This window comes from Ruegeria sp. C5 (assembly GCF_056537605.1).
In genome coordinates, this window is sequence record NZ_JBQFRX010000004.1 from 179,351 (window position 1) to 201,853 (window position 22,503).

General features: G+C 55.0%; 20 protein-coding genes and 1 pseudogene. 13 read left to right on the forward strand and 8 right to left on the reverse strand.

All coding sequences use genetic code 11. The features are described 5' to 3' along the window. The first annotated feature begins 40 nt into the window (after window positions 1-40). A complete protein-coding gene (locus ACR0AW_RS15320) occupies window positions 41-727 on the forward strand; it encodes a rhomboid family intramembrane serine protease (RefSeq protein ID WP_170423757.1) in 687 nt (228 codons plus the stop codon). Window positions 728-733: 6 nt separating this feature from the next. Here ACR0AW_RS15320 and murJ read toward each other — a convergent pair whose 3' ends face one another. From murJ to ACR0AW_RS15335, 3 genes are read right to left on the reverse strand one after another with little or no spacing between them, the layout of a single operon-like run. Further along, the gene (gene murJ, locus ACR0AW_RS15325) at window positions 734-2,275 is read right to left on the reverse strand and encodes a murein biosynthesis integral membrane protein MurJ (RefSeq protein ID WP_170733592.1); all 1,542 of its coding nucleotides are present in this window, start codon (window positions 2,273-2,275) and stop codon (window positions 734-736) included. Beyond that, complete coding sequence (locus tag ACR0AW_RS15330; RefSeq protein ID WP_170733593.1) at window positions 2,272-5,091, reverse strand: [protein-PII] uridylyltransferase; 2,820 nt, start codon at window positions 5,089-5,091, stop codon at window positions 2,272-2,274. The genes murJ and ACR0AW_RS15330 overlap by 4 nt, the downstream gene beginning before the upstream one ends. Next, a complete protein-coding gene (locus ACR0AW_RS15335) occupies window positions 5,051-6,223 on the reverse strand; it encodes a penicillin-binding protein activator (RefSeq protein ID WP_170395865.1) in 1,173 nt (390 codons plus the stop codon). Before ACR0AW_RS15335 ends, ACR0AW_RS15330 begins: the two co-directional genes overlap by 41 nt. A gap of 87 nt (window positions 6,224-6,310) precedes the next feature. Here ACR0AW_RS15335 and rsmI point away from each other — a divergent pair, with 87 nt between their 5' ends. The 3 genes from rsmI (at window position 6,311) to gshB (ending at window position 8,535) form a co-directional block, all read left to right on the forward strand. Then, a complete protein-coding gene (gene rsmI / locus ACR0AW_RS15340; RefSeq protein WP_170733594.1) occupies window positions 6,311-7,168 on the forward strand; it encodes a 16S rRNA (cytidine(1402)-2'-O)-methyltransferase in 858 nt (285 codons plus the stop codon). Window position 7,169: 1 nt separating this feature from the next. Then, window positions 7,170-7,541, forward strand: a complete 372-nt coding sequence (locus ACR0AW_RS15345) for a YraN family protein (RefSeq protein WP_170733595.1) — start codon at window positions 7,170-7,172, stop codon at window positions 7,539-7,541. A gap of 61 nt (window positions 7,542-7,602) precedes the next feature. Further along, a complete protein-coding gene (gene gshB, locus ACR0AW_RS15350) occupies window positions 7,603-8,535 on the forward strand; it encodes a glutathione synthase (RefSeq protein WP_170733596.1) in 933 nt (310 codons plus the stop codon). Here the strand turns inward: gshB and ACR0AW_RS15355 are convergent. Genes ACR0AW_RS15355 through cobU form a run of 4 tightly spaced genes read right to left on the reverse strand, consistent with a single transcriptional unit; the run spans window position 8,532 to window position 12,133 of the window. Continuing rightward, window positions 8,532-10,046 (reverse strand): YifB family Mg chelatase-like AAA ATPase, encoded by a 1,515-nt coding sequence (locus ACR0AW_RS15355; RefSeq protein WP_480776503.1) that lies wholly within the window; start codon window positions 10,044-10,046, stop codon window positions 8,532-8,534. The two genes, gshB and ACR0AW_RS15355, sit on opposite strands and share 4 nt — an antisense overlap. 47 nt (window positions 10,047-10,093) lie before the next feature. Continuing rightward, window positions 10,094-10,978 carry a glutathione S-transferase gene (locus ACR0AW_RS15360; RefSeq protein ID WP_170733598.1) on the reverse strand — a complete coding sequence of 295 codons (885 nt, stop codon included), beginning with the start codon at window positions 10,976-10,978 and terminating at the stop codon, window positions 10,094-10,096. A gap of 58 nt (window positions 10,979-11,036) precedes the next feature. Further along, entirely contained in the window at window positions 11,037-11,615 is a 579-nt protein-coding gene (locus ACR0AW_RS15365) for a histidine phosphatase family protein (RefSeq protein WP_170408306.1), read from the reverse strand. Continuing rightward, window positions 11,612-12,133 (reverse strand): bifunctional adenosylcobinamide kinase/adenosylcobinamide-phosphate guanylyltransferase, encoded by a 522-nt coding sequence (gene cobU / locus ACR0AW_RS15370; protein ID WP_170408461.1) that lies wholly within the window; start codon window positions 12,131-12,133, stop codon window positions 11,612-11,614. The genes ACR0AW_RS15365 and cobU overlap by 4 nt, the downstream gene beginning before the upstream one ends. A 103-nt stretch (window positions 12,134-12,236) precedes the next feature. On the opposite strand from cobU, the gene ACR0AW_RS15375 reads away from it, so the two are divergent. The 9 genes and pseudogenes from ACR0AW_RS15375 (at window position 12,237) to dut (ACR0AW_RS15415) (ending at window position 22,163) form a co-directional block, all read left to right on the forward strand. Then, window positions 12,237-13,115 (forward strand): RNA polymerase factor sigma-32, encoded by an 879-nt coding sequence (locus tag ACR0AW_RS15375; protein WP_170566354.1) that lies wholly within the window; start codon window positions 12,237-12,239, stop codon window positions 13,113-13,115. Continuing rightward, window positions 13,112-13,933 carry a ChaN family lipoprotein gene (locus ACR0AW_RS15380; RefSeq protein WP_170733599.1) on the forward strand — a complete coding sequence of 274 codons (822 nt, stop codon included), beginning with the start codon at window positions 13,112-13,114 and terminating at the stop codon, window positions 13,931-13,933. Before ACR0AW_RS15375 ends, ACR0AW_RS15380 begins: the two co-directional genes overlap by 4 nt. 63 nt (window positions 13,934-13,996) lie before the next feature. Next, window positions 13,997-15,193 carry a bifunctional phosphopantothenoylcysteine decarboxylase/phosphopantothenate--cysteine ligase CoaBC gene (coaBC, locus tag ACR0AW_RS15385; protein WP_480439267.1) on the forward strand — a complete coding sequence of 399 codons (1,197 nt, stop codon included), beginning with the start codon at window positions 13,997-13,999 and terminating at the stop codon, window positions 15,191-15,193. Between the two features lie 26 nt (window positions 15,194-15,219). After that, a pseudogene (gene dut, locus ACR0AW_RS15390) lies at window positions 15,220-15,501 on the forward strand (dUTP diphosphatase); the annotation flags it as partial. Between the two features lie 573 nt (window positions 15,502-16,074). Continuing rightward, on the forward strand, window positions 16,075-17,136 hold the full coding sequence (locus tag ACR0AW_RS15395; RefSeq protein ID WP_480439269.1) for a hypothetical protein: 1,062 nt from the start codon (window positions 16,075-16,077) through the stop codon (window positions 17,134-17,136). Continuing rightward, complete coding sequence (locus tag ACR0AW_RS15400; protein ID WP_480439271.1) at window positions 17,129-19,189, forward strand: hypothetical protein; 2,061 nt, start codon at window positions 17,129-17,131, stop codon at window positions 19,187-19,189. Before ACR0AW_RS15395 ends, ACR0AW_RS15400 begins: the two co-directional genes overlap by 8 nt. Window positions 19,190-19,197: 8 nt before the next feature. Continuing rightward, window positions 19,198-21,258, forward strand: a complete 2,061-nt coding sequence (locus ACR0AW_RS15405) for a tyrosine-type recombinase/integrase (RefSeq protein ID WP_480439273.1) — start codon at window positions 19,198-19,200, stop codon at window positions 21,256-21,258. Beyond that, window positions 21,251-21,730 carry a hypothetical protein gene (locus tag ACR0AW_RS15410; RefSeq protein WP_480776504.1) on the forward strand — a complete coding sequence of 160 codons (480 nt, stop codon included), beginning with the start codon at window positions 21,251-21,253 and terminating at the stop codon, window positions 21,728-21,730. Before ACR0AW_RS15405 ends, ACR0AW_RS15410 begins: the two co-directional genes overlap by 8 nt. Beyond that, window positions 21,714-22,163 carry a dUTP diphosphatase gene (gene dut / locus ACR0AW_RS15415; protein WP_480439277.1) on the forward strand — a complete coding sequence of 150 codons (450 nt, stop codon included), beginning with the start codon at window positions 21,714-21,716 and terminating at the stop codon, window positions 22,161-22,163. Before ACR0AW_RS15410 ends, dut (ACR0AW_RS15415) begins: the two co-directional genes overlap by 17 nt. A 29-nt stretch (window positions 22,164-22,192) precedes the next feature. On the opposite strand, the gene ACR0AW_RS15420 is transcribed toward dut (ACR0AW_RS15415), so the two are convergent. Further along, on the reverse strand, window positions 22,193-22,450 hold the full coding sequence (locus ACR0AW_RS15420; RefSeq protein WP_480439279.1) for a helix-turn-helix domain-containing protein: 258 nt from the start codon (window positions 22,448-22,450) through the stop codon (window positions 22,193-22,195). Between the last annotated feature and the right edge of the window lie 53 nt (window positions 22,451-22,503).

Sequence of the window (22,503 nt, forward strand, 5' to 3'; positions counted from 1 at the left end):
TGAGGCCAAGGGACGTCAACAGCCGCGAAAGGCCAGCCCAATGAGCAGTGAGCATTATACACCGCCCGTGAACCCTCTGCCGCCGGTCGTGGTGGCGCTGGTTCTGTTCATCATCGGGATTGAACTGATCTTCTTGCTTGGCAGCAGGGGCTTGGTCGGAGGGCCGACTGCTGTTGGTTGGCGCTTGGATGCGTTGCAGCAATATACCTTTTCGCCCGATATATTCGATTGGATGGTCCAGAACGGGCGCTGGCCGTTCGAACATGTGATCCGCTTTGTCACATATCCCTTTGTTCAGGCCAATTTCACACAAGCTGTGTTTGTCTGCGTGTTTGTTCTGGCGATGGGGAAGATGGTGGCTGAGGTCTTTGGCAGCGTCGCCATGCTGATCATATTCGTCTTGTCCGGTGTCGGCGGAGCGTTGGCCTATGCGGTGCTGTTGAACCCGCCATATCCATTGGTTGGTGGGTTTCCTCCGGTCTACGGGCTAATCGGTGCGTTCACGTGGTTGCTATGGCGCAAGCTTTCTCTGGTGGGTGAAAACCAATCGCGCGCATTCAGCCTGATCGCGGTTCTTATGGGCATTCAGTTGCTGTTCGGTCTGATCTTCGGTGGGACCTCGGATTGGGTCGCCGATCTGGGCGGTTTTGCCACCGGGTTTGGTTTGTCTTTCTTTCTGGCTCCGGGTGGATGGGCGCGTATCCTTAGCAAAACCCGGCGGGATTGATGCGCTTTAGCTACGGCGCAGCGCTGTTCGGAATTCCGAAATCCTGAAGGCCCCCAAGAGGTGCCCCAAAAGGAAGTAGGCCACCGCCGCAGTTACAATGAGCACGATCAGCGCAAGGTAACGCCAGCCTGGTACGCCGAACGTCCAGCCGAAGAGGTTAATGGCCGTAAACAACACCACCCCCATGCCAGCCGATGCCGCCACGACCCGCCAGATCCGCTGTTTGAACCGGTCATCAAATCGGGCTTCGTCGCCCATTCTGCGCGCGCCGATTGCAAGCAGCGCAACCATGGCCCAGCCAGCAGTCGACGCTGCGATTGCGGGCGCAATCCACCCGACAATGGGATAAAGCCCAAAGGCAAGTCCGGCATTCACCACCATCGCAACCACTGCGTATCGAAACGGTGATTTGGTATCTTCGCGGGCGAAGAACAACGGTTGCAGCAGCTTTTGCAGCATGAATGCGGGCAGCCCGATACCATAGATGGCCACGGCCAAGGCGGTCGCCGCTGTATCTTCGGCGCTGAACTGGCCGCGTTGGAACAGGACCGAGACCAACGGGCCGGGGATGATCATAAAGGCAACTGTCGAAGGCAAGGTCAGCAGCAGAGTAAACTCTCCGGCTCTTGAAAAGGCGTTGCGTGCTCCATCTTTGTCGTCTGCGCGCAGGCGGCGCGACAGGTCGGGTAACAGCACGATGCCGACGGCAATGCCAACCACTCCGAGCGGCAGTTGATACAAACGATCTGCGGCAAACAGCCAACTGACTGCCTTTTCGGTTTTTGATGCCACAAGCTGTCCGACTACAAGATTGACTTGCGTTACGCCCATGGCCAACGCCGCAGGAACCGCGATCCGCACCATGCGGCGCATTTCCGGGCTGAGCTTTGGCCGACCGAGCCGAATGCGAATTCCGGCGCGTTCAGTCGCAATCCAGACAAGCGCCAATTGCGCGATGCCTGCGACTGGGATGACCGCGATGAGCCAGCGTATGATGTCTCCACCAGATATCGCGCCAAAGATTAACGCGGAGCAGGCGAATATGTTCAGCAGCACAGGAGCGGCGGCTGCAGCGGCGAAGCGCCCGGTAGCGTTCAATACTCCGGAAAACAGCGCAGCGAGGGACATAAACAGGATGTAGGGGAACACGACGTAACCATAATCCACCGCCAGATCGAAGCGTTCATCACCATAGAATCCTTCGGCGGTTATCCAAACCAACGCGGGCATGAAGACCATCGCCAGACCGACTAGCGCCAACACCGCCACCGCCAACAGGTTAAACGCATCCTGTGCGAAACCTTCGGCGTCTTCACCGCCTTCAAGGCGTTTTGAGAACATTGGAACAAAGGCTGCGTTGAATGCTCCCTCGGCAAAGAAGCGGCGGAACATATTGGGTAGTCGGAAGGCTGCGACGAAAGCGTCCATCACCGGTCCGGGCCCGATATAAGCGGTCAGCAGGATTTCCCGCAAAAAGCCCAGAATGCGGCTTGCCAAGGTCCAGAACCCAACGGTAAAAAAGCCTGAAATCAGGCGGATCGGCTTCATGATGCGGCCCGCTCGGCACCTTCCCTGATGGCCGCGCGCAGCTTGGCTTCCAACCCGCGTTGCTTGGCCTCAGAGTGGTATTTCAGGCCGAACATATCCTTGACATAGAACGTGTCGACCACCTGTTCGCCATAAGTGGCGATCACTGCGTTCGCGATATAGACATTGGCGGCTGCCATCGTGCGCGTCAAATCATATAGCAGTCCGGGCCGGTCGCGGGTGTCGACTTCGATGATCGTGTAAATCTCTGAACCTTCGTTGTCGAAGGTGATATGGGTCGGGACGTTGAAGGCGCGTTCGCGCTTCTTGATCTTGTCGCGGGATTTCAATGCGTCCCGTGCGACCACCTCACCCCTGAGTGTCTTGTGAATCATCTGGGTCAGCCGAGGCAGGCGCGTGGCCTCGAAGGGATGGCCCTCGGCGTCCTGAACCCAGAACGCATCAGTTACATATCCGTCTTTCGTCGTATAGCTGCGGGCATCAACCACATTGGCTCCGACAAGGGCAAGTGCCCCTGCAATGCGAGAAAAAATACCCGGATGATCACCCATGGCAAAACACGCGCGGGTGGCGTCGCGATCCTCATCCGGATGCAGACGGATTTCTACGGCACCTGGATCGCCGCTGTCCTCCAGCGATTTCAACATTTCCGCGAATTCGACATGTGTCGAAAGGTTCAGTCCCTGCCAATACGGATCATAATGCCGCCCGGTTTCGGTTTTCAGGTCAGATTTGGACCAGTTTTCCAATTCGGCCCGCAACCGCTTTTTAGCCCCATCTCCACGATTGGCTCGGTTAAGCGCCTCCATCCCGGATTCCAGTGCGTGTTTGGTGTCAGCATGCAAAGCGCGCAGCAATGTAGCCTTCCAGTTGTTCCAGGTCGTTGGTCCGACACCGCGGATGTCACAGACTGTCAGCACCGTCAGCAAGTCCAGCCGTTTGACGGTTGCAACAGCTTTCGCGAAATCGCGGATTGTGCGCGGGTCTGAGATATCGCGTTTTTGCGCCATATCGGACATCAGCAAGTGATAGCGTACAAGCCATTCGACGGTTTCAGAATCCGCCTTGCTCAGCCCCAATCGTGGTGCCACTTTGCGTGCGATTTGCGCACCCAGAATCGAATGATCTTCGGGGCGTCCTTTGCCGATGTCGTGCAGCAACAGAGCCACGTATAGAACCTTTCGGCTAACACCACCCTCCAGGATGGATGACGCCAAGGGCAGTTCCTCGATTAACTCTCCTCGCTCGATCTGCGCCAAATTGACAATGCACTGGATCGTATGCTCGTCCACCGTATAGCTGTGATACATATTGAACTGCATCATCGCCACGATGTGCTCAAACTCGGGCAAAAAGGCTGACAGAACCCCCAACTCGTTCATGCGTCGCAGGGCACGTTCGGGGTTGCCGTGTTTCAGCATCAGATCAAGAAAGATGCGCCGCGCCTCTTTGTCGTTGCGCATCTCATCGTCGATCAGGTTCAAGTTGGCCGTTACCAACCGCATTGCGTCGGGATGGATCAGCATACCCGTGCGCAAACCCTCTTCGAACAACCGTAACAGGTTGACCTTGTCTGACAGGAACGTGTCAGGGTCCGCGATATCCAGACGGCCATGGACCACGCGGTAACCGGCCTTGACGCGGGGGCGACGGCGGAAAATACGTTCCAGCAAGGCCGCGCCCTTCATGTGCGAGGCTTCCAGTTTGGTCAGGAAAATCCGTGTCAATTCGCCCACACGGGTGGCTTCGCGGAAATAGCGTTGCATGAACACCTCGACGGCGCGCCGACCGGCGCGGTCTTGATATCCCATACGATCGGCCACCTCGACCTGCAGATCGAAGGTCAGTTGTTCCGTCGCGCGGCCCGTCACCAGATGCAAATGAGACCTGACGGCCCAGAGGAATTCTTCGGCTTGCGCGAACTCGTCAAACTCTTCGGGCGTAAAGAGGCCCATAGGGACCAGTTCGGCCACATCCGTTACGCCATAGATATATTTTGCGATCCAGTAGAGCGATTGCAGGTCGCGCAAGCCGCCCTTGCCCTCTTTGACATTGGGTTCGACCATATAGCGTTCACCCTGCTTCAGGTGCCGCTCATCGCGCTCTTTCAGCTTGGCTTCGATAAATTCCCGCTCGGTGCCTTTGAAAAGATCGGTCTTCAGGCGCGCTTCAAGTTCTTGCGCAAGGGGCTGATCCCCGACGAGATACCGTTGTTCCAGCATGGCGGTACGGATGGTGAAATCATCGGCCCCCAGACGCAGGCAATCTTTGATCGTGCGTGAAGAGTGACCGACCTTCAGCCGCAGATCCCAGAGAATATAGAGCATGGATTCGATCACGCTCTCGGCCCAGGCGGTGATTTTGTACGGCGTCAGAAAAAGCAGATCTACATCGGATGACGGGGCCATCTCACCCCGGCCATAACCTCCCACTGCCAGCACAGCGATTTTCTCGCCTTGCGTGGGATTTGCCAGCGGATGCAGATGCTCGCTGGCGATGCGCATTGCTGTGCCGACCATCTGGTCCGTCAGATAGGTATAGGAATGCGTCAGCGGCAGTGCATCAAATGGGCGCTCGGCAAAGGCGTCCGCAATCGCCTTGCGGCCTGTCTTTTGCGCCTCTCGCAGAATGCGCACCGTCTCGGCGCGCAAGGCTGCGTTGTCCGAACTGTTTTCAACAGCGGCGGACAGGTTGGCATTGACCTCGGCGTTGTTAAAAATCTCGTCAGCCGCGCAGATCAGATTGACATCGGGCGCAGAGCCCTGCGCCGGTCGATTAGAATCCGGCGCCAGAGAAGCTTTGTGGGGCAGGGTCAATCACAACCACCTGTTTGTTCTGGATCGTGGCAACAGCCAGACCGCGTTCGTTCGTACCGTTCGGTCGCAGGCGGAAAATACCGCCGACACCCTGAAAACCGGCGTTCTGGGTTAATGCTGCACCTGTCAACGCGTTCGATTTGCCCTGGCTGACCAAGGCTCCGATCGCAGCGATTCCGTCATAGGCAAGCCCGCTGATCGGGTGTGGTGCCTCACCGTAGGTGTTGTTGTAACGCTGGCGATAAGCCTGTGCCTTTGCCGGATCGGGAAGTGCGAACCAGCCACCTTGTACGCCAGGCAATTCCAGCGTTTGGGCCGGAATGTCCCAGCGTGTCAGGCCGATATACTGAGTTGTCGCAGGAGATACACCAGCCTCGGGCAACAACTGGCTGTAAAGCGGCAGCGCGCCTGCGGTTGTCGCGGTCAGGAAAATTGAATCCGCGCCGGTCGAATCGACCGTTGCTTTGATCGCCGAAACCGAATCGATCACGCCCTGCTGTGACCGGTCATATCCAACTGTGCCCGCATTGTTGACGCGGCTGTTGCTGAGCGCGGCAGCGATGGCAGACTGGCCTAGCTGGCCCGCTGAGTCATTGCTGTGCACAATGACAGTACTGTTTTTACCCTGCTGTCCGGCGTAGTTCACCAGCCTGTTGGCCGTGTTCTGGAAAGTGGGGCCAAGCACATAGACATTGCCGCCCGCAATGCTGGTGTTGTTCGAGAAGGACAGCACGTTCACATTGTTGTTTAGCACCGCAAGTCCTGCCGCGTTTGCGGCTTGTGCGTACACTGGCCCAAGAATGATCTTGGCCCCGTCCGCTACAGCTTGCTGTGCAACCGCCGAAGCCGTTCCGGCATTTCCGGCCGTGTCGTAGACGCGCAGATCAATCTTGACGTTCGGCAAATCCGCGATGGCCAGCCGTGCCGCGTTCTCAAGGCTTCGTGCAAGGGCCGCATCGCCAGACTGAGGTGATCCGCTTGGGACCAACAGGGCCACCGGAACCGGGTCAGAGGTGTCGATCGAGGGGCCTCCGCTGATGCCGCCGACTTCACAGGCGGCCAGAAAAGCGGCCGTGGCCAGTACAATGGCGGATTTCGCCAGTTTGCGTGCGGGCTTGCAAACGGTAAACATCTAAAAGAAAACTCCCTGATCCGGCGTCTGAGGGCACCTTGGTCTATTGAACCGCGATAATAAACGTCACGCTGTGAGGGTCCAGCTTTGAATTTCCAAAAGATCAGATTGGCCACTGGGCTGTACTTTATTGCCACCCCAATCGGGACGGCACGCGATATTACGCTCAGGGCGCTCGATGTTTTGGCCTCGGCAGACATGATTGCTGCCGAAGATACGCGCAGCTTGCGACGTTTGATGGAAATCCATGGCGTGCCGCTCGAAGGGCGCCGCATATTGGCCTACCACGATCACAGCGGCGCGGGCGCGCGGGGCAAAATACTTGAGGCGCTGGAACAAGGGCAATCGGTGGCTTACGCGTCCGAGGCGGGAATGCCGCTGATCGCCGATCCCGGCTATGATTTGGGCCGTCAGGCGGCTGAGGCTGGGCACAACGTGACATGTGCACCGGGACCGTCTGCTGTTTTGACGGCGCTGACATTGGCGGGGCTTCCCACGGATGCATTTTTCTTTGCCGGGTTCTTGCCCAATGCCTCTGGCGCAAGGCGTTCACGAATCGAATCCCTGCGCAGCGTCCCCGGAACGCTTGTCTTCTATGAATCGCCGAAGCGCGTGGCTGCCTGCCTCTCTGATCTCGCGGATATTTTGGGTGGAGACCGACAGGCGGCCCTGTGCCGTGAACTCACGAAGAAGTTTGAAGAAACTCGCCGAGGGACGCTCGCTGATCTGGCAACAGAGTACGAGGGCGCATCGGTAAAGGGCGAGGTGGTTCTGCTTGTGGATCGCGCCCATTCGCAATCTGTTAAGGACGCTGACGTAGAAGAGGCATTGATAAAAGCATTGCAAACGCATTCGGTGCGTGATGCGGCTGATCTGGTGTCAGAGATGTTCAGCCTGCCGCGCCGCCCGATCTATCAGATGGCTCTGAAGCTGGGAAAGGGATGATATGGCACAGAGATCCGTTCGGGGTTCTGTATCTTATCACGCTGGACAATCCGCCGAACTTTGCGTGGCCGCCGAATACGAGCGACGGGGTTATTCAATCGCAAGACGCAGGTGGCGCGGTGCTGGCGGTGAAATAGATCTGATCGCGCGCAACGCAGATGGGTTGGTCTTCATTGAGGTTAAGAAAAGCCGTAGTTTTGACCGTGCAGCCGCTCGGATTAGTCGCCGACAGATGGATCGAATTTGCGCATCCGCTGCCCAGTTTCTTGAACAGGAGCCTGCTGGTCAGCTGACGAATACTCGGTTTGATGCGGCACTGGTTGATGACACTGGAACTGTTCAAATCATCGAAAACGCCTTTGGTTTGGACTGACCCCCATTGAACCCGTCAAGCCTCTGCGCCATGTATCGAGCGTGGAATTGAGGGATACACCATGAAGATCGCCTTTCAGATGGACCCAATCGGGGCCGTGGATATCAACGCCGACAGCTCTTTCCGTCTGGCAGAAGAGGCTCAGGTACGCGGCCACCAGCTGTTTTTTTATGGCCCGGATCAACTGGCTTACCAGGAAGGCAAGACCACGGCGCGCGGCCATGACATGACGGTGCAACGAGTCGCTGGCAACCCGGCAGTGTTGGGCCCTGAGCGTGAAGTGGACCTTGCTGAATTTGATGTCGTCTGGCTGCGCCAAGACCCCCCGTTTGACATGCACTACATCACCTCGACCCATTTGCTTGACCGGCTAAAGGGGCAGGCCCTGGTGGTTAACGATCCGTTTTGGGTGCGAAACTATCCCGAAAAGCTGCTGGTTCTGGATTTCCCTGAACTGACTCCGCCCACCACGATTGCGCGGGATTTGCGAACCATCAAGGCGTTCAAGGAAAAGCATGGCGATATCATCCTCAAGCCGCTTTACGGCAACGGAGGTGCTGGCGTGTTCCGTCTTGATGCGAATGACCGCAACCTGACATCGCTACATGAGCTGTTCACCGGCTTTTCTCGTGAGCCATTGATTGCGCAGAAATTCCTGCCGGACGTGCGCAATGGCGACAAGCGGGTCATACTTGTCGATGGTGAGCCGGTGGGCGCCATCAACCGCGTTCCGGCTGAGGGCGAGACCCGCTCGAACATGCATGTGGGCGGGCGCCCCGAGAAAATCGGCCTGTCCGAGCGAGATATGGAAATCTGCGCTGCGATTGGACCGTTATTGAAGGAACGTGGTCAGATCTTTGTGGGGATCGATGTAATTGGCGACTACCTGACCGAGATCAACGTGACCTCACCCACTGGTATTCAGGAGCTTGAGCGCTTCAATGGCGTGAACATCGCCGAGAAAATCTGGCAAGCGATTGAGGCGAAACTTTAAGCTCCTGCTTTGGCGCTGATGCGAAAGCTCAGCGCCTCTGCGACATGGGGGCGGCGCACATCCGGCTCACCTTCGAGGTCGGCAATGGTGCGGGCCACGCGTAGGATGCGGTGAAAGGCGCGGGCCGACAGGCCAAAGCGTTCCGCGGCTTTCAGTAATAGTTCTTTGCCCTGGGCATCAGGGGCGGCGATTTCCTCCAGCACATTGCCTTCTGCATCTGCGTTTTGACGGGTATTTGGCGTGTCGCGAAAGCGATCTGCTTGTATGGCGCGCGCCGCTTCGACCCGCTCTGCGACGGTCGCAGAGCTGTCGCCGGTAGGCGGCAGGTCGAGATCGGTAAATCCGACCGGAGGGACTTCGATGCGCAGATCGAACCGGTCCACCAACGGCCCTGAGATACGCCCCAAGTAATCCTCGCCACAGACCGGTGCGCGTGAACAGGCGCGGGACGGGTCCGTCAGGTATCCGCATTTACACGGGTTCGCGGCGGCTACCAGCATAAAGCGGCATGGGTATTTCACATGGGCGTTGGCGCGGGCGACCATTACCTTGCCGGTTTCAATAGGTTGGCGCAGGGTTTCTAAAACTGTGCGCGGAAATTCGGGAAACTCGTCCATGAACAGGACGCCGTTATGCGCCAGTGAAATCTCACCGGGTTTCGCGCCTTTGCCACCGCCCACGATCGCGGCCATCGAAGCGGTATGGTGCGGCTCGCGAAACGGTCTGGCGCGGCTGATGCCACCTTCGTCCAGTAAGCCGCAAAGCGACTGGATCATCGATGTCTCTAAAGCTTCGACCGGGCTCAGAGGCGGCAAAATACTCGGCAGACGCGCCGCCAGCATGGATTTGCCGGAACCCGGTGTCCCGATCATGATCAAATGATGCCGCCCGGCTGCGGCGATTTCCAAGGCGCGTTTGGCGCGCTCTTGCCCCTTCACGTCCCGCAGGTCCCGTGCGTTGGGTGATAGTTTCACTTCGCCCGGTGTCGCAGCGGGCAGCGCAGACTGACCGGTAAAGTGCCTTACTACATCCCCCAACGAGCCCGCTCCGATCACCTGCGTGGCATCCACCCACGCGGCTTCGGCGCTCGAGGCGCTGGGACAAAGCAAGCTGCGATCATCGGCGGCTGCTGTCATGGCAGCGGGCAGCGCGCCGACGACGGGTACCAGAGAACCATCCAAAGACAACTCGCCCAACGCGACAGCGCCCTCGGCAGCATCCGCTGGGATGATTTCCAACGCAGTCAACAAAGCGACGGCGATAGGCAGGTCGAAATGGCTGCCCTCTTTGGGCAGATCGGCAGGCGAAAGGTTAATCGTGATCCGTTTCGACGGCAGCGCGATCGCCATCGAACTTAGCGCGCTGCGTACCCGGTCCCGTGCTTCGGAGACTGCCTTGTCAGGCAATCCCACGATGGAAAAGGCCGGAAGGCCCGGTGAGACGGCGCATTGCACCTCGACCGGGCGGGCATCGACTCCTTGAAAGGCAACAGTGTGGGCGCGGGCGACCATGGCAATCCTGTTCTTGGTTAACAGGACGTTGCTGCCATGGCTGCAGTTTAAGAATCGTTAACGTCAGCAACCATCGCCGTAAATTTCGGCCACGCCTCAGGGTCGGCAATGGTCTTGTCTCGGCAAAACGGATTACAAAAGCCCCAAATCTTGCCATCGAGTTCCAGATATTCTTGTACAGGCTTGCCGGAATAGGGGCAGGCTGTGTTGACCGAGGGGCCTGTGCTGACTGCCAATGCCTCTGAATCCCCACCAATTGGCCAGCTGTGTGCGGGAAGGTCTTGCGGGTACGGGAAGGGCTCATACGCGATCGTCATGCCCATGGCGCGCCATTGTCGAACTGCGATATCCGAGAGCAGGTGCATGCAGTATGCGCGATTGTCTTCGGAGACGGGCAGTCCGTAGCCAATAATTCGCGCAGCGACCGGCGTGTAGAAAACATCAGCCAGAGAATAGGCACCAAACAGCGGGCCCGACGCGGCGCCAGAGACCTTCCGTGCATGGGCCCAGAGGGTTTCAATCCGCTGCAAATCAGTTATCGTTTCAGGTGAAGGTTTGAACCCTTCCCAGCAATGTTTCAACTGCATGGGGCATTGCCCCCGCAGCGCTGTGAAACCGGCAACCATTTCAGCACAAAGCCACCGGGCTGTGGCGCGGGCGGAGGGGTCTGACGGCCAAAGCCCTGCTTCGGGATGGCGTTCTGCCAATGTCTCTGCCATCGCGAGGCTTTCGCCGACCACGGTTCCATCTGGAAGACGCAGCGCAGGAACAAGGCGCGCCGGGGCCAGTGGTTCTATATCCGCCGCCATGGTGCCGGAATAAAGGCCAATCATGTGGGTGCGGTATGGCAGGCCGAATTTCTCAAGCATCAGCCATCCGCGCATGGACCAGCTGGAAAATAACCGGTCACCGATAAAGAGCTCATATGTCATGCGGCAACGATGTCGGACAGAGACGCGTCGGTAAATCAGAGATTTGTGCGCACCCTTATCACGGTCGGTGATTAATCCGACCTACAGTCCAACCATCGTTATGGCGCGTGATCTCGGTGACGGACAGGTTATCGATGCGGTGACCAAACGCGTGTTGGGCGTCCACGTCCAGAGCGCGTTGGACCTGAGTCAGGATCACTCCGAAATGGGCGACCAGGACTAGGTCACATCCGGTATGGGCCGCGATCAGGGTGTCGACGACCCTATCGACACGCGCGCGGACCTCATTCCAGCTTTCCCCGTTTGGAGGCCTGACCTCGCCCGGATTATCCCAGTAGGCAAAGCAAAGCTCGGGATCTTCGGCCTCGATCTCGGCGAAGGGGCGCATCTCCCAGTTGCCGAAATTAATTTCGCGCAGATCGCGGTGGTGCGGAAGGCGGAGTCGCGTGCCTTGAATGGCGCTGGCCGTATCGCTGGCGCGTGACAAGTCTGATGAGATTACGACGGCATTGGAAGGCAGATGCGCATCAAGCCGTGCAATCGCGGCCTTATCACTCAAGTCGGCAGGAAGGTCGGACCAGCCTACCATAGTTTTAGCATGGGTGGGGCCGTGCCGTACCAAATGCAGGCGCGTCATAGGGGTTGCCCTTTGAGAACCAGCGGCAGCCCGGCCGTAACCTGCACCACCCGATCTGCCTGCGCAGCCAGAGCGATGTTCAGCCGTCCCTGCGCCTCGCGGAATCGACGGGACAAGGCGTTGTCGGGGACGATCCCGTGGCCGACTTCGTTTGATACCACGACGATCTGGGCGGCACAGGTCTTCATCGCCTCAAGCAGCCCGGCCTGTGCTTCCTCTAGGTTATTCTCTGCCAGCAGGTGATTTGTCAGCCACATGGTTGCACAATCGATCAGGCAAATCTGATCATTTGTCAGCTTGGCGAGTTCCGGCGATAGATCAAATGGCGCTTCGATCGTCGTCCACCCGCTGCCGCGTTGTGCAATATGTTGCCTGATTTTTAGGCGCATCTCGTCATCAAACACTTGTGATGTCGCAAGGTAAACGCGACTTTTCCCAGTTGAAACAGCAAGTTGCTCCGCAAAAGCAGATTTTCCGGATGCAGCGCCGCCTAGGATAAAGGTTAAATCGGCATGCACTTTTATTACCTTTCTGGTGATCCACCCGGTTTTGTCCTGCGTATCGACCACAAGTCGGCAAGGCAAGCCCGGCTCATCGCCTGTGAAAAAAGGGGAGAATTGCATGGCACTCGACAACGCACATGATTTTTCGATGTCCCGTAAGGCAATGAAGGCCGAGTTGCTGGATGCCGAGACAGAACTGAAACTGGCCTATGCCTGGCGCGATGAACGCGATGAACAGGCGCTGCATCGCCTCATTACGGCTTACATGCGGCTGGCGATATCAATGGCGGCGAAATTCAAACGCTACGGCGCGCCGATGAATGATCTGATTCAGGAGGCGGGACTGGGCTTGATGAAAGCCGCCGACAAGTTCGATCCGGATCGGGGTGTGCGGTTTTCAACGTATGCAGTGTGGTGGATCAAGGCCAGCATTCAGGATTACGTGATGCGCAATTGGTCGATGGTGCGCACTGGTTCGACCTCTTCCCAGAAATCGCTGTTCTTCAACATGCGTCGGGTACAGGCGCGTCTGGAGCGCGAAGCCGCGACTGAGGGGCTGGAGCTGGATCGCCATCAGTTGCATCAGAAGATTGCCGCCGAAATCGGAGTCCCGCTGCGTGATGTCGAGATGATGGAAGGCCGTCTGGCAGGGTCCGATTTCTCGCTGAATGCGGTGCAGTCTGCAGATGAGGACGGGCGCGAGTGGATTGATGCGCTGGAAGATGACAGCGAACAAGCCGCCGAGGTAGTAGAGAACAGCCACGACAACCAGCAACTGCGCGAATGGCTGGTGGCGGCGATGCAAGCATTGAACGATCGCGAGCGGTTTATCGTTCGCGAAAGAAAACTGCGTGAGCCTGCCCGGACGCTGGAAAGTCTTGGGAAAGAGCTTGGCCTGTCGAAAGAGCGTGTGCGCCAGCTCGAGGCGGCAGCGTTCACAAAGATGCGCAAGAACCTTGAAGCGCAATCGCGCGAGGTGCAACACTTCTTCGCATGAAACCTCTTGCGATTCTTACAGCTTTTGTGTTGCTCGCCACTTTGCCTCAAACGGTTCGAGCTGCTGAATTTATCCCTCAGGACGTGTTGGCCGACATGCGGGCCGCGGATGTCGTCATTCTGGGCGAGATTCATGACAACCCTCAGCATCATCTGGTCCAAGCCGAAGCAGTTGAGGCAATCACGCCCACGGCGGTTGTCTGGGAGATGGTGACCGAAGAAGGTGCTCAGCGGTTGGCTCAAAAAGCGGCAACCAATCCCGAGGAGCTGTCCCGAATTCTGCGCTGGGCAGAATCCGGTTGGCCGCCTCTCAGAATGTACTACCCCATTTTTCAGGCCGCGGATGTGCCGGTGTATGGCGCGATGGTTCCGCGTGAAGCGGCCCGCGCTGCTATGGAACGCGGGGCGGCCACAGCGTTGGGGGCTGATGCGGCCAGATATGGATTGACTGTACCCCTGTCGGATGAAGATCAAGCCGCACGCGAGGCTGATCAACTGGCGGCACATTGCGACGCATTGCCCGCTGAAGTTCTACCGCAGATGGTCGCCATTCAACGTCTGAGGGACGCTGTGTTGACCCGAGCCATTCTGCGCGCCACCGACGAAACTGGTGGGCCTGTCGCGGTCATCACTGGCAATGGCCATGCCCGTAAGGATCGCGGAATTCCGACTTTTCTGTCGCGACTGCGCCCCGGTTTGAAGGTCTTTGTACTCGGACAATCCGAAGATGGGTTCGTGAGCGGGGATTTTGATGCTGTTATCGATAGCCCCACAGTCGAGCGAGAAGACCCCTGCAAAGCCTTTGAGGCGCAGAATTAACTGCTGGAACTGCCCGCCAGCGTTGCCTAATGTCAGGGCCGACCGGGACGGGAAGGGTGAGCCATGCTGTCATCGAAACGTATTCTGCTGATTATCGGCGGTGGGATTGCGGGCTACAAGTCGCTGGACCTGATCCGGCGGTTGCGGGAACGTGGTGCAGCGGTCACGCCGGTTTTGACCCGTGCTGCCGAAGAATTCGTAACTCCGTTATCCGTGTCTGCCCTGGCCGGTGAAAAGGTCTATCGAGATCTCTTTGATCTGACCGATGAAGCGGAGATGGGTCATATTCAGCTTTCCCGTTCGGCTGATCTGATCGTGGTTGCTCCGGCAACGGCCGATCTGATGGGTAAGATGGCAGGCGGGTTGGCTAATGATCTGGCCTCGACCCTTTTGATGGCGACCGATACGCCGGTTCTGTGTGCGCCTGCGATGAATGTCCGCATGTGGGAGCATCCCGCAACCCGGCGTAACCATGCGCAACTGGAAGCAGACGGCGTGCGTTTTGTCGGCCCCAACGAAGGCGATATGGCTTGCGGTGAATACGGTCCGGGCCGCATGTCGGAGCCACTTGAAATTGTCGCTGCGATCGAGGCGCAGTTCGGGGATGGGCCTTTGGCTGGCAAACGTATTCTGGTGACCTCGGGTCCGACACATGAACCAATTGATCCGGTACGATACATCGCCAACCGATCGTCGGGCGCTCAGGGAACAGCTGTTGCACGCGCGCTATCTGCGCTGGGGGCCGATGTTACATTTATCACGGGTCCGGCTGACGTGCCTCCTCCAGACGGCGTGAAGGTCGTGCGTGTAGAGACCGCGCTGCAAATGTCGGATGCGGTCGACGCAGCGCTTCCAGTGGATGCGGGGGTATTTGCAGCTGCAGTGGCCGATTGGCGGGTATCCAGTGCCTCGGACCGGAAGCTGAAGAAAAGCCGCGACGGGGTGCCCGCGCTAGAGTTTGCCGAGAATCCCGACATTTTGAAGCGCATCGCGCGAATGGGAAGTGGCAGGCCCGTTTTGGTAGTGGGTTTTGCCGCCGAAACAGACAACGTGATCGAACATGCTACGGCCAAACGTGCCCGCAAGGGATGTGACTGGATCGTTGCGAATGATGTCAGCCCCGCGACAGGTATCATGGGCGGTTCTGAGAATGCGGTGATCCTGATCTCAGAGCAAGGTGCCGAAGAATGGCCGCGTATGGGCAAGGATGATGTGGCAAAGCGGCTGGCAGCCAAGATCGCTGGCGCGCTGACCAGATAACAGCCATAAAGACAAGAGGTACAGGTATGGTGGCAATTCGCGTGATCCGAGAGGAGTGGGCTGACCCGTTGGTGCCCTTGCCTTCATACGAAACCGCGGGTGCTGCCGGGGCGGATGTGCGCGCCAATCTGCCGGATGGTACGTCTATTATTCTGGAACCGGGCCGTCGTGCGCTGATACCGACAGGCCTTAGGATCGAAATTCCGCAGGGGTTCGAGGTTCAGGTGCGTCCACGATCGGGCCTTGCCTTGAAACACGGGATCACCTTGCCCAACACTCCGGGTACAATCGACAGCGACTATCGCGGTTATTAGGACCGGAGAGAAAAGCGACTTTATGTGTTTTTCTGACTGGGGCAATGCCCACAGAACTTCGTAATTTTCTAAACGGGATTGATCCTACGGTACTATTTTTCCCGTCGAGTAGCGGATGGGTTCGAGTGATGAGGGGCGCCTTGGCGCGCGCGCTCCCCAAAAAGCAAGCGAGTGCCAAGGCGCTATGGCCCGAAGGGCCATTTCGTACTGAGGAACGAAATTTCCACCGAGTCTTGGAGCCAATCTGCTTGCGAATAAGTGTTTCGTGGTTGCGGAGACGTCTCGTCTCTGCGCCCAAACGGGAGTCTTGACGCTTTTAATATCTTCATCTCTATTGTTTTTTTTTATGTTGAGTTGGAGTTGGGTGTATTGGCGCATTTCGTTCGTTGCGAAGATCGGCACCTAACGAGTTTTGGGCTCCATGAATTGGTGGGATATGGAATCGGTGTCATCTGGTCTCGAGACTGGACCCCGTATGTCGAAGCTGCCGATTATCTTCGACATAAAGCAATTGGTGTCTGGGCGGGAGGCAGGCGTTCGAAATATGCAAGTGTTGTTCGGCCTTCGATGAACACCATTCTTGCTGTCGCAAATGACTTGACTAATTTTTTTGATTGGTGCGAAACCCGTCACATCGACTGGAAAGAAATTTCCTACAGCCAACTGTGCCAACATTACCAAGGTCAGATGTGCTCTGGAAATTGGTCTTTGCGGGTTGTGGGCAAGCCTTTGTCGCCAAGCACGATTAACAGGCGAATGGCCTATGTTTCAGATTTTCTGGAGTATTCTGCATTGCACGGTTTGCGTTTACCATTTGAAACCGAAAGGAGGCGAATTCGCTTCCATCCAACGCAAGATTTTCTCATGGCAAGGGCAGGTCGAGTGCGCCAACATCCGCGGGATCTTCGATTACCTTCACCAAATGAAATCGGCAAATGGCTTGGTGGCATGGAAAAACGGTTTGGACCGAGTATTGCCCTCGCCGCAAAGACGGCTATCCGTCTTGGATTGCGTCCTGATGAAGTCGTCAATCTTCCGCTCAACGGGCTACCAAAAATTCCAATTGATCGGAGTAGAGCTACCGTCAAGATGACAATCATTTTTGGTACAAAGGGCGGCCGCCGTATTGGTGACTCTGAGAAGAAAGGAAAGCCGCGTCGAATTAACGTACCCGTAGATCTTCTCATAGAGTTGCATGCTTATGCTCGTGTGAGGAGAAAGAAGCTCTTAGCAAAGTTTCGCAAGAGAAATCCAGGCGAGAAAGCACCTAAGAAGCTATTCCTAACTGACACAGCGGGGACCACGCTATCATACCACTGGTTTTACAAGGTTTGGGTTGCTTCTCAACCTCTGCCTTTCGACGGGTTTAGTCCACACCTTGCTCGACACATCTGGGCTTGCTTCACACTAAAAGAGAAGATTCAGCGAGAGATTGAGATTTCCTCCTCAGATGCACTGGTTTCTCAGGTGGCTCCTTACCTCCATCAAACATTAGTTGATGTGTACTTGCGGCCACAACTTGGGCATATCGATACGCGAACAAGTGACATGTACCTGGCGTGGCTTTCAGATGATGCCGACTTACTGAATTTGAGAGACAGTTGGGTCTCCTTTCTCGAAGATGCGTAAGTTTGGCAAACACACACTGCAAAACCAAGATGCTCCGCTGAATTTGGATCATCACGACTGCAACGATACGCAGTTCACTGAAACTGATCCCCTGTTAATACAGTATCGAGAAAGAAGTGGTCGCTATATAGAAATCGATCTTCGCGCTTATCGTGATGGTGCAGCAGAGAGGAACCTTGTTGGATTCCCGCAAATTGTAGCAGAAGTTTTACCTGTTGTTCGGAGCTTCCTTAGTACTCCGCGCACAAAAGCTTCAATAGACTCATATTTGCAAAAAACATTGGGAGTCATGGTAAAGTGGTTGTCTTATTTGTACCGAGAAACAGGTGAGGCGCCAACCAGTGTTTTCATGTTCACAAACGCGGATGGTGAACTCCTCAAGCAGTATCTTATCTCTCAGCCCGGTAATTTGCGAGCAAGAGGAAAATCACTCTCAACCGTCCACAGCTTTATCACAAGAGCACGTGGTACTGGTGCGTCGTCTCTGCAATGGCCAACTATTGAACATGGGCGCACAATCAAGATCCAGGAGGACGTTAACCCTGAGGCTGTACGTGCGATCTACAACGCTTGTAAAAGAATTCTTGAACAGGCTGATCAGTCTCACCGGAGAGGGCTTGCCTGGCTTTCGAATGGAGTGGATCCAAGAATTCAATCCGGCCCGCGGCGACTTTGGGAAAAAGGGTCTCGGGGTTCTGTAAAAAACCAAAACTGGTATAGCCACGCCAACCTTGCTGTACTTATGCGCGAATATCTCCGCGAAAAAGTTCTGAAATCAGGCAAGTTCAGTTCGCAAGATCTTACAAAGATGAGAAACCACCTCAGTCGTGGAAACACCTGGGCAGGCGTCACATATACCGATCTTCAGCACGCTATTGCGCCTTCAAATTTAGAGGTAGCAGCTTCAATTCTGATTGTAAGCATGGAAACAGGTTGGATCGATACTGTCGATGCCGTTGATCTTTCCACTGACTGGTTTGAGGTGCGGCACGCAGATAATGGCTCCGAAGCGAGAAAAACGGACAGTGTCATATTAAAGGCGATTAGACCCAAAACTGGAAAGCCACATATATCGGTAGGCCTTGCCGGACCTCGTTTTCGTTCCTTTCGAATAATTCGAATGCTTGAGAAACGTTCCGAATACCTAAGAACGCTGCTCAGGGAGAAACGGAAGATGACCGAAAAAGAGCCGGACAGCTTGGAAAAAGCCGCGGCTTTGGCAGAGATTGATTATAGATTGCGTTCCCCATGGATCTATCTCAATACGCGGCAATCTGGAGTGAAGGCTGTCAGCAGAGTCAGACTTGCACAATTGATGAATGAGCAGTTGCCCATTATTCGAAAAAGAGCTCTTGAACTGCCAAGTGTGCGCAAGAAGGCTAATGAAAAAGTCGCTCAGAGTATACGCACCCTAAATTGGTCAGACCTCAGAGACGCGTTTGCGGCTCACATATATGCAGCCAGTGGCGGAAACGTTTTCTTGGTTAAACGCGCGTTGAATCACAATGACGTTCGGGTTACGCGCAGCTACCTCCGACAACGCAGGCTCATACGTGAGCATTTTGATGATTTTCGAAAAGTTATTTCAGCCGCATTGGAAGAAGTGTCTCAAGGAAGGACTTTAGATCCCACTATACTTTTTTTGCGATCAAACTATGCAGATTTCACGAATGAAGATCGTGAGAGGCTTAGACTATATAGAACGCGCCTTGGAATGGGGTGCACAGATCCAAACAACCCAGACCCAGTAATTTCTTCGCGCTCTGGAGCACTTTGTGAGACACAAAGATGCATCCTGTGCCGTCATGGTGTGATCTTCACTGAAGCATGGAAGGGGCTCGCTGATCGCCACGCAGATTTGATCTGGATTCGACAAGCGAGTTCTCCAAATCGGTGGTCGACATCGACTCTTTCCTGGGAGCTCGAAGCAATAGAGCTCGCAAGAGAAATAGCCTTTAGTGATGTGAAGATTGAATTTCGAGATCATTCTGAAGCTCGGCTGAAACGCCTGGAGGCGGGAACTGAGTTCATCTTTGATGATCCTTCGCTGTAGGTTTAAAAATGGACGCAACTCTACAAAATGCCATTTCAAACGACTACTACCGGCAATTTTCAAGTTCGTTTAGTCTGGATCTCGCATGGTCAATCGCCTGGGAGGAGCTGGCTGAATACCCAATTTCGCCAGTATCATTGTCCAACGATAACGTTCCTACACTTGTGAAAGACGACGTCTGGCTGCTTCCCGCGGAATGGTGCCCCCCATCTAAACGGGCGTTATGTTATCGAAAAATTGATTTTCGGAATGCAGTTTCTCTGGATTGTGCACCCAGCAGGTCCAAACATTTCGTAGAGACATTGAAGCGGATTGCAGTTCTCGACCGCTTTCAGACTGTGAGAGCTAAGAGGAAAGGAAAGCAACATCTTATTAAACCGCCCACTTCGTTGACATGGGTGAGAAGATGGCGGTCTACGATCGCAGTCGCGCGGTACTTAGTTGAAAACAGTGCAATGACTGCAAAAACCGCTGTTAGATCAAGCGCAGGGCTTAAGCTTTTTGCGGGGCTATCTCCGGGCGAAATGGAAGATTTGAAAACCAGATTTCCTACGTGGAGCAACGCCGCGGTCTCCCGTCTCAATGCACTATTCGCCGCAGGTTTATTCGACGATTGGCCAAGTGCTGACGTAGGTGTGAAGAAATTTGCAAAACGGACAGGAAGTCGAGCAAGTGATCACCTATCAGACGAGGCTTTCACTCAGATTATTCACTGCGCAATCTTGCTTTCTCATATGCAGCCAGAGTTACTGGCCGCGTTCAGGCGAGCGGTCATCTATGGTCAGGCCCATTCCAGGGGGAAGCGATTTTCGGTACTGCAAGAAGAACAAAAGAGGGTGCTCTCGTCTTGGCGGTCTCCGCGCCTTGCGCCAGAAGTTCAGTTCGGGTTTACAGTTTGGGTTGCGGGTGAGGACAACGTAGTTAAGCCGTTTGAATCTTGGCCACTCCCGACCGTTAGGGGGGCAAAGTCGCTGCTGCATCTATGTCAGACTGCAAACGCAATTTTATTGTTGACCACAGGAATGCGAGTGGGAGAGCTATCGTCCCTGCCATTTGATTGCGCCAGAATAGTTGATGGGCGGAGTTTTTTGACTGGTCCCTCGTTCAAAGACAATGATGATGGCTCAGGTGTAAACAGGCATTGGCCGTTACCCAAAGTTGCTGCCCACGCTCTTTCCAACCAACAAGAGTTGTCTCGGGCGATGTTGGATGATCAACAACTGTGGGTACCATTCGGAGGGGGCAAGAATACTACCGGAGTGCCAGTTTTGGACAATGCTATTTCCATGTTTGCAAAACGTGTGGCGAGAGAAAAGCAACAAAAGCTGTCCGAAATAGATGGGAAGGTAACGCCGCATCGTTTCCGCTATACGATCGCTCGCCTGATAGCTCTGTCCCTTACTAACGCTTCGCAGGTTCTTTTTGACGTTCTGGGGCATGACGATGTGGAGGTAACACTGGGATATGCACATCAAGATCCCGAACTTGCAGAAGAAATTGATCGCATTCAGTCTGAAGTGTTGGTCGTGCGTGCAAAGGAGATTCTTGACAATTCGGAAAGTAATGGCGGCCCTGCAGCGGGCTTATTGCGGCGCACAAAAAAGGAGATGCTGGTAAGATCAGGGAAATTAGATCTTGATGTCGATGACATCGCGGCGGCCGCAAGCCTCTTAGGCGATGTAGAAGTTGTACGCCCAGGAGTTCTATGTACAGCTCAGAAGCTTGAACGAGGTGCATGTTCTTCGAGTCTGGGACTTCGGGATATAGGGGCATGTTCTACGAGTTGTGGTCACAGACTTGAATTGGCGGCTTATCGCTCGGATCGCATCACAAAGATTCAACACGTCTTGCGGAAGCTGAACGCAGACGCTCTTTCCGAACTTGAGGTCGCATTTTGGCAGAACCAACTCGTCTCAAGTTTGAACGCTTTCCCAGAAATCCTCGATGATCGGAACATGGCGGCCCCTCTTGAGAAAGAATTGCGTGCGTGTGACCCCAATATTTGGAGCAATGTGCAGGAAGATCTGAAGGCACGCCTCGGGTGGGTGAAAGGTTCGTCGAATGGCTAAGCACTTCGAAAAATTGATGGAGTTTAAGAAGGCGCAACGCGAGCAAACACGAGTGCGAGTGTTAGAAGCTCTTCGAACAATTGAAAACGAGATCTCCCAACACGGAACCTATCTTGAAAACAATGGAAAACTGAACCAGCGGGAAGTTTGCCGCCGAGCAAACATAGGTCAGACGACCCTCCGAAATCCGCATCACCATGAAACTCGAGACATCGTCAAGCACTGGCTTAGCGAACTAAAAATAAGCACCGCCATCGAAACCGGTGGAGAGAGGGCGAAAACAGTAAAGACAATCGCTTCTCTCAAGGAAATTATTTCTAAGATGAGCGCTGAAGTATACAAGCTGCGAGTTGAAAATGAGGCTCTATCGTCGGAGAACGATTTCCTGCGTGAGAATCTGAACGAACAAAAACTCGCCGGTTCTAATGTTGTGCCAATTAACAAGGAAAACACTCGTGACGAAAATCGTTAAATTCAAGAGGGTTGATGGTAATGATTTGCCGCTTCCCAGCTATGCGACAGAGGGCTCGGCAGGAATGGATCTCCGCGCGTTTCTACCTAACGGACCAATTGATCTTGTTCCAGGTGAGCTAAGCTTGATTTCAACTGGCCTCTACGTTGAGCTACCTCAATGCACAGAGATGCAAATTCGACCTCGCTCGAGTCTTGCCATCAAGCGAAAGATAATTATCCCGAACAGTCCTGCCACGATTGATGAAGACTATCGAGGTATCGTGTACGTCGGTCTCTATCAACTTGGAGGTGAGCCAACTACATTGAATCATGGTGATCGTTTTGCGCAGGCGATCATCGCGCCGGTACTACGGGCTTCAATTGTCGAAGCGCACGAACTATCTTTAACTGGCCGCGCATCAGGTGGTTTTGGCTCAACAGGTAGAGAATAGAGCAAAACAGAACAATTTGCTGAGCAGGTTCAAAGGTAGTGATCGTGTTGCGTGGCGGATTCTGTAACTTTCAGAACTTCTTCGGGGTCGACGCCTAAAGCCCTACAAATAACAATAAGCTCAACGACGTCTATACGGCGTTCTTCGCTTTCTATTCGAGCAACTAAGGATTGCTGGCAATGTAGTCTTTCGGCCAATTGCTCCTGGGACAATCCTGAACGCTTTCTTGCGTCTACAATGGCTTGGCACAAAGCTTTGTGCCCACTGCTTCTTATAGTTTTTGACATGACCGCCAAACATTTGTGTGCTTGACGATCCCTAATCTGGATTTTAGATTATC

Bases quoted from the DNA above. Each gene is read 5' to 3' on its own strand.
- ACR0AW_RS15420 (WP_480439279.1), bottom strand. From the start codon at position 22,450: ATGTCAAAAACTATAAGAAGCAGTGGGCACAAAGCTTTGTGCCAAGCC.
- ACR0AW_RS15365 (WP_170408306.1), bottom strand. From the start codon at position 11,615: ATGACGCGCCTGCATTTGGTACGGCACGGCCCCACCCATGCTAAAACT.
- ACR0AW_RS15405 (WP_480439273.1), top strand. From the start codon at position 19,198: ATGGACGCAACTCTACAAAATGCCATTTCAAACGACTACTACCGGCAA.
- ACR0AW_RS15345 (WP_170733595.1), top strand. From the start codon at position 7,170: ATGGCACAGAGATCCGTTCGGGGTTCTGTATCTTATCACGCTGGACAA.
- murJ (WP_170733592.1), bottom strand. From the start codon at position 2,275: ATGAAGCCGATCCGCCTGATTTCAGGCTTTTTTACCGTTGGGTTCTGG.
- ACR0AW_RS15355 (WP_480776503.1), bottom strand. From the start codon at position 10,046: ATGGTCGCCCGCGCCCACACTGTTGCCTTTCAAGGAGTCGATGCCCGC.
- coaBC (WP_480439267.1), top strand. From the start codon at position 13,997: ATGCTGTCATCGAAACGTATTCTGCTGATTATCGGCGGTGGGATTGCG.
- ACR0AW_RS15335 (WP_170395865.1), bottom strand. From the start codon at position 6,223: ATGTTTACCGTTTGCAAGCCCGCACGCAAACTGGCGAAATCCGCCATT.
- ACR0AW_RS15395 (WP_480439269.1), top strand. From the start codon at position 16,075: ATGAACACCATTCTTGCTGTCGCAAATGACTTGACTAATTTTTTTGAT.
- gshB (WP_170733596.1), top strand. From the start codon at position 7,603: ATGAAGATCGCCTTTCAGATGGACCCAATCGGGGCCGTGGATATCAAC.
- ACR0AW_RS15375 (WP_170566354.1), top strand. From the start codon at position 12,237: ATGGCACTCGACAACGCACATGATTTTTCGATGTCCCGTAAGGCAATG.
- ACR0AW_RS15380 (WP_170733599.1), top strand. From the start codon at position 13,112: ATGAAACCTCTTGCGATTCTTACAGCTTTTGTGTTGCTCGCCACTTTG.
- ACR0AW_RS15400 (WP_480439271.1), top strand. From the start codon at position 17,129: ATGCGTAAGTTTGGCAAACACACACTGCAAAACCAAGATGCTCCGCTG.
- ACR0AW_RS15360 (WP_170733598.1), bottom strand. From the start codon at position 10,978: ATGACATATGAGCTCTTTATCGGTGACCGGTTATTTTCCAGCTGGTCC.
- ACR0AW_RS15320 (WP_170423757.1), top strand. From the start codon at position 41: ATGAGCAGTGAGCATTATACACCGCCCGTGAACCCTCTGCCGCCGGTC.
- ACR0AW_RS15410 (WP_480776504.1), top strand. From the start codon at position 21,251: ATGGCTAAGCACTTCGAAAAATTGATGGAGTTTAAGAAGGCGCAACGC.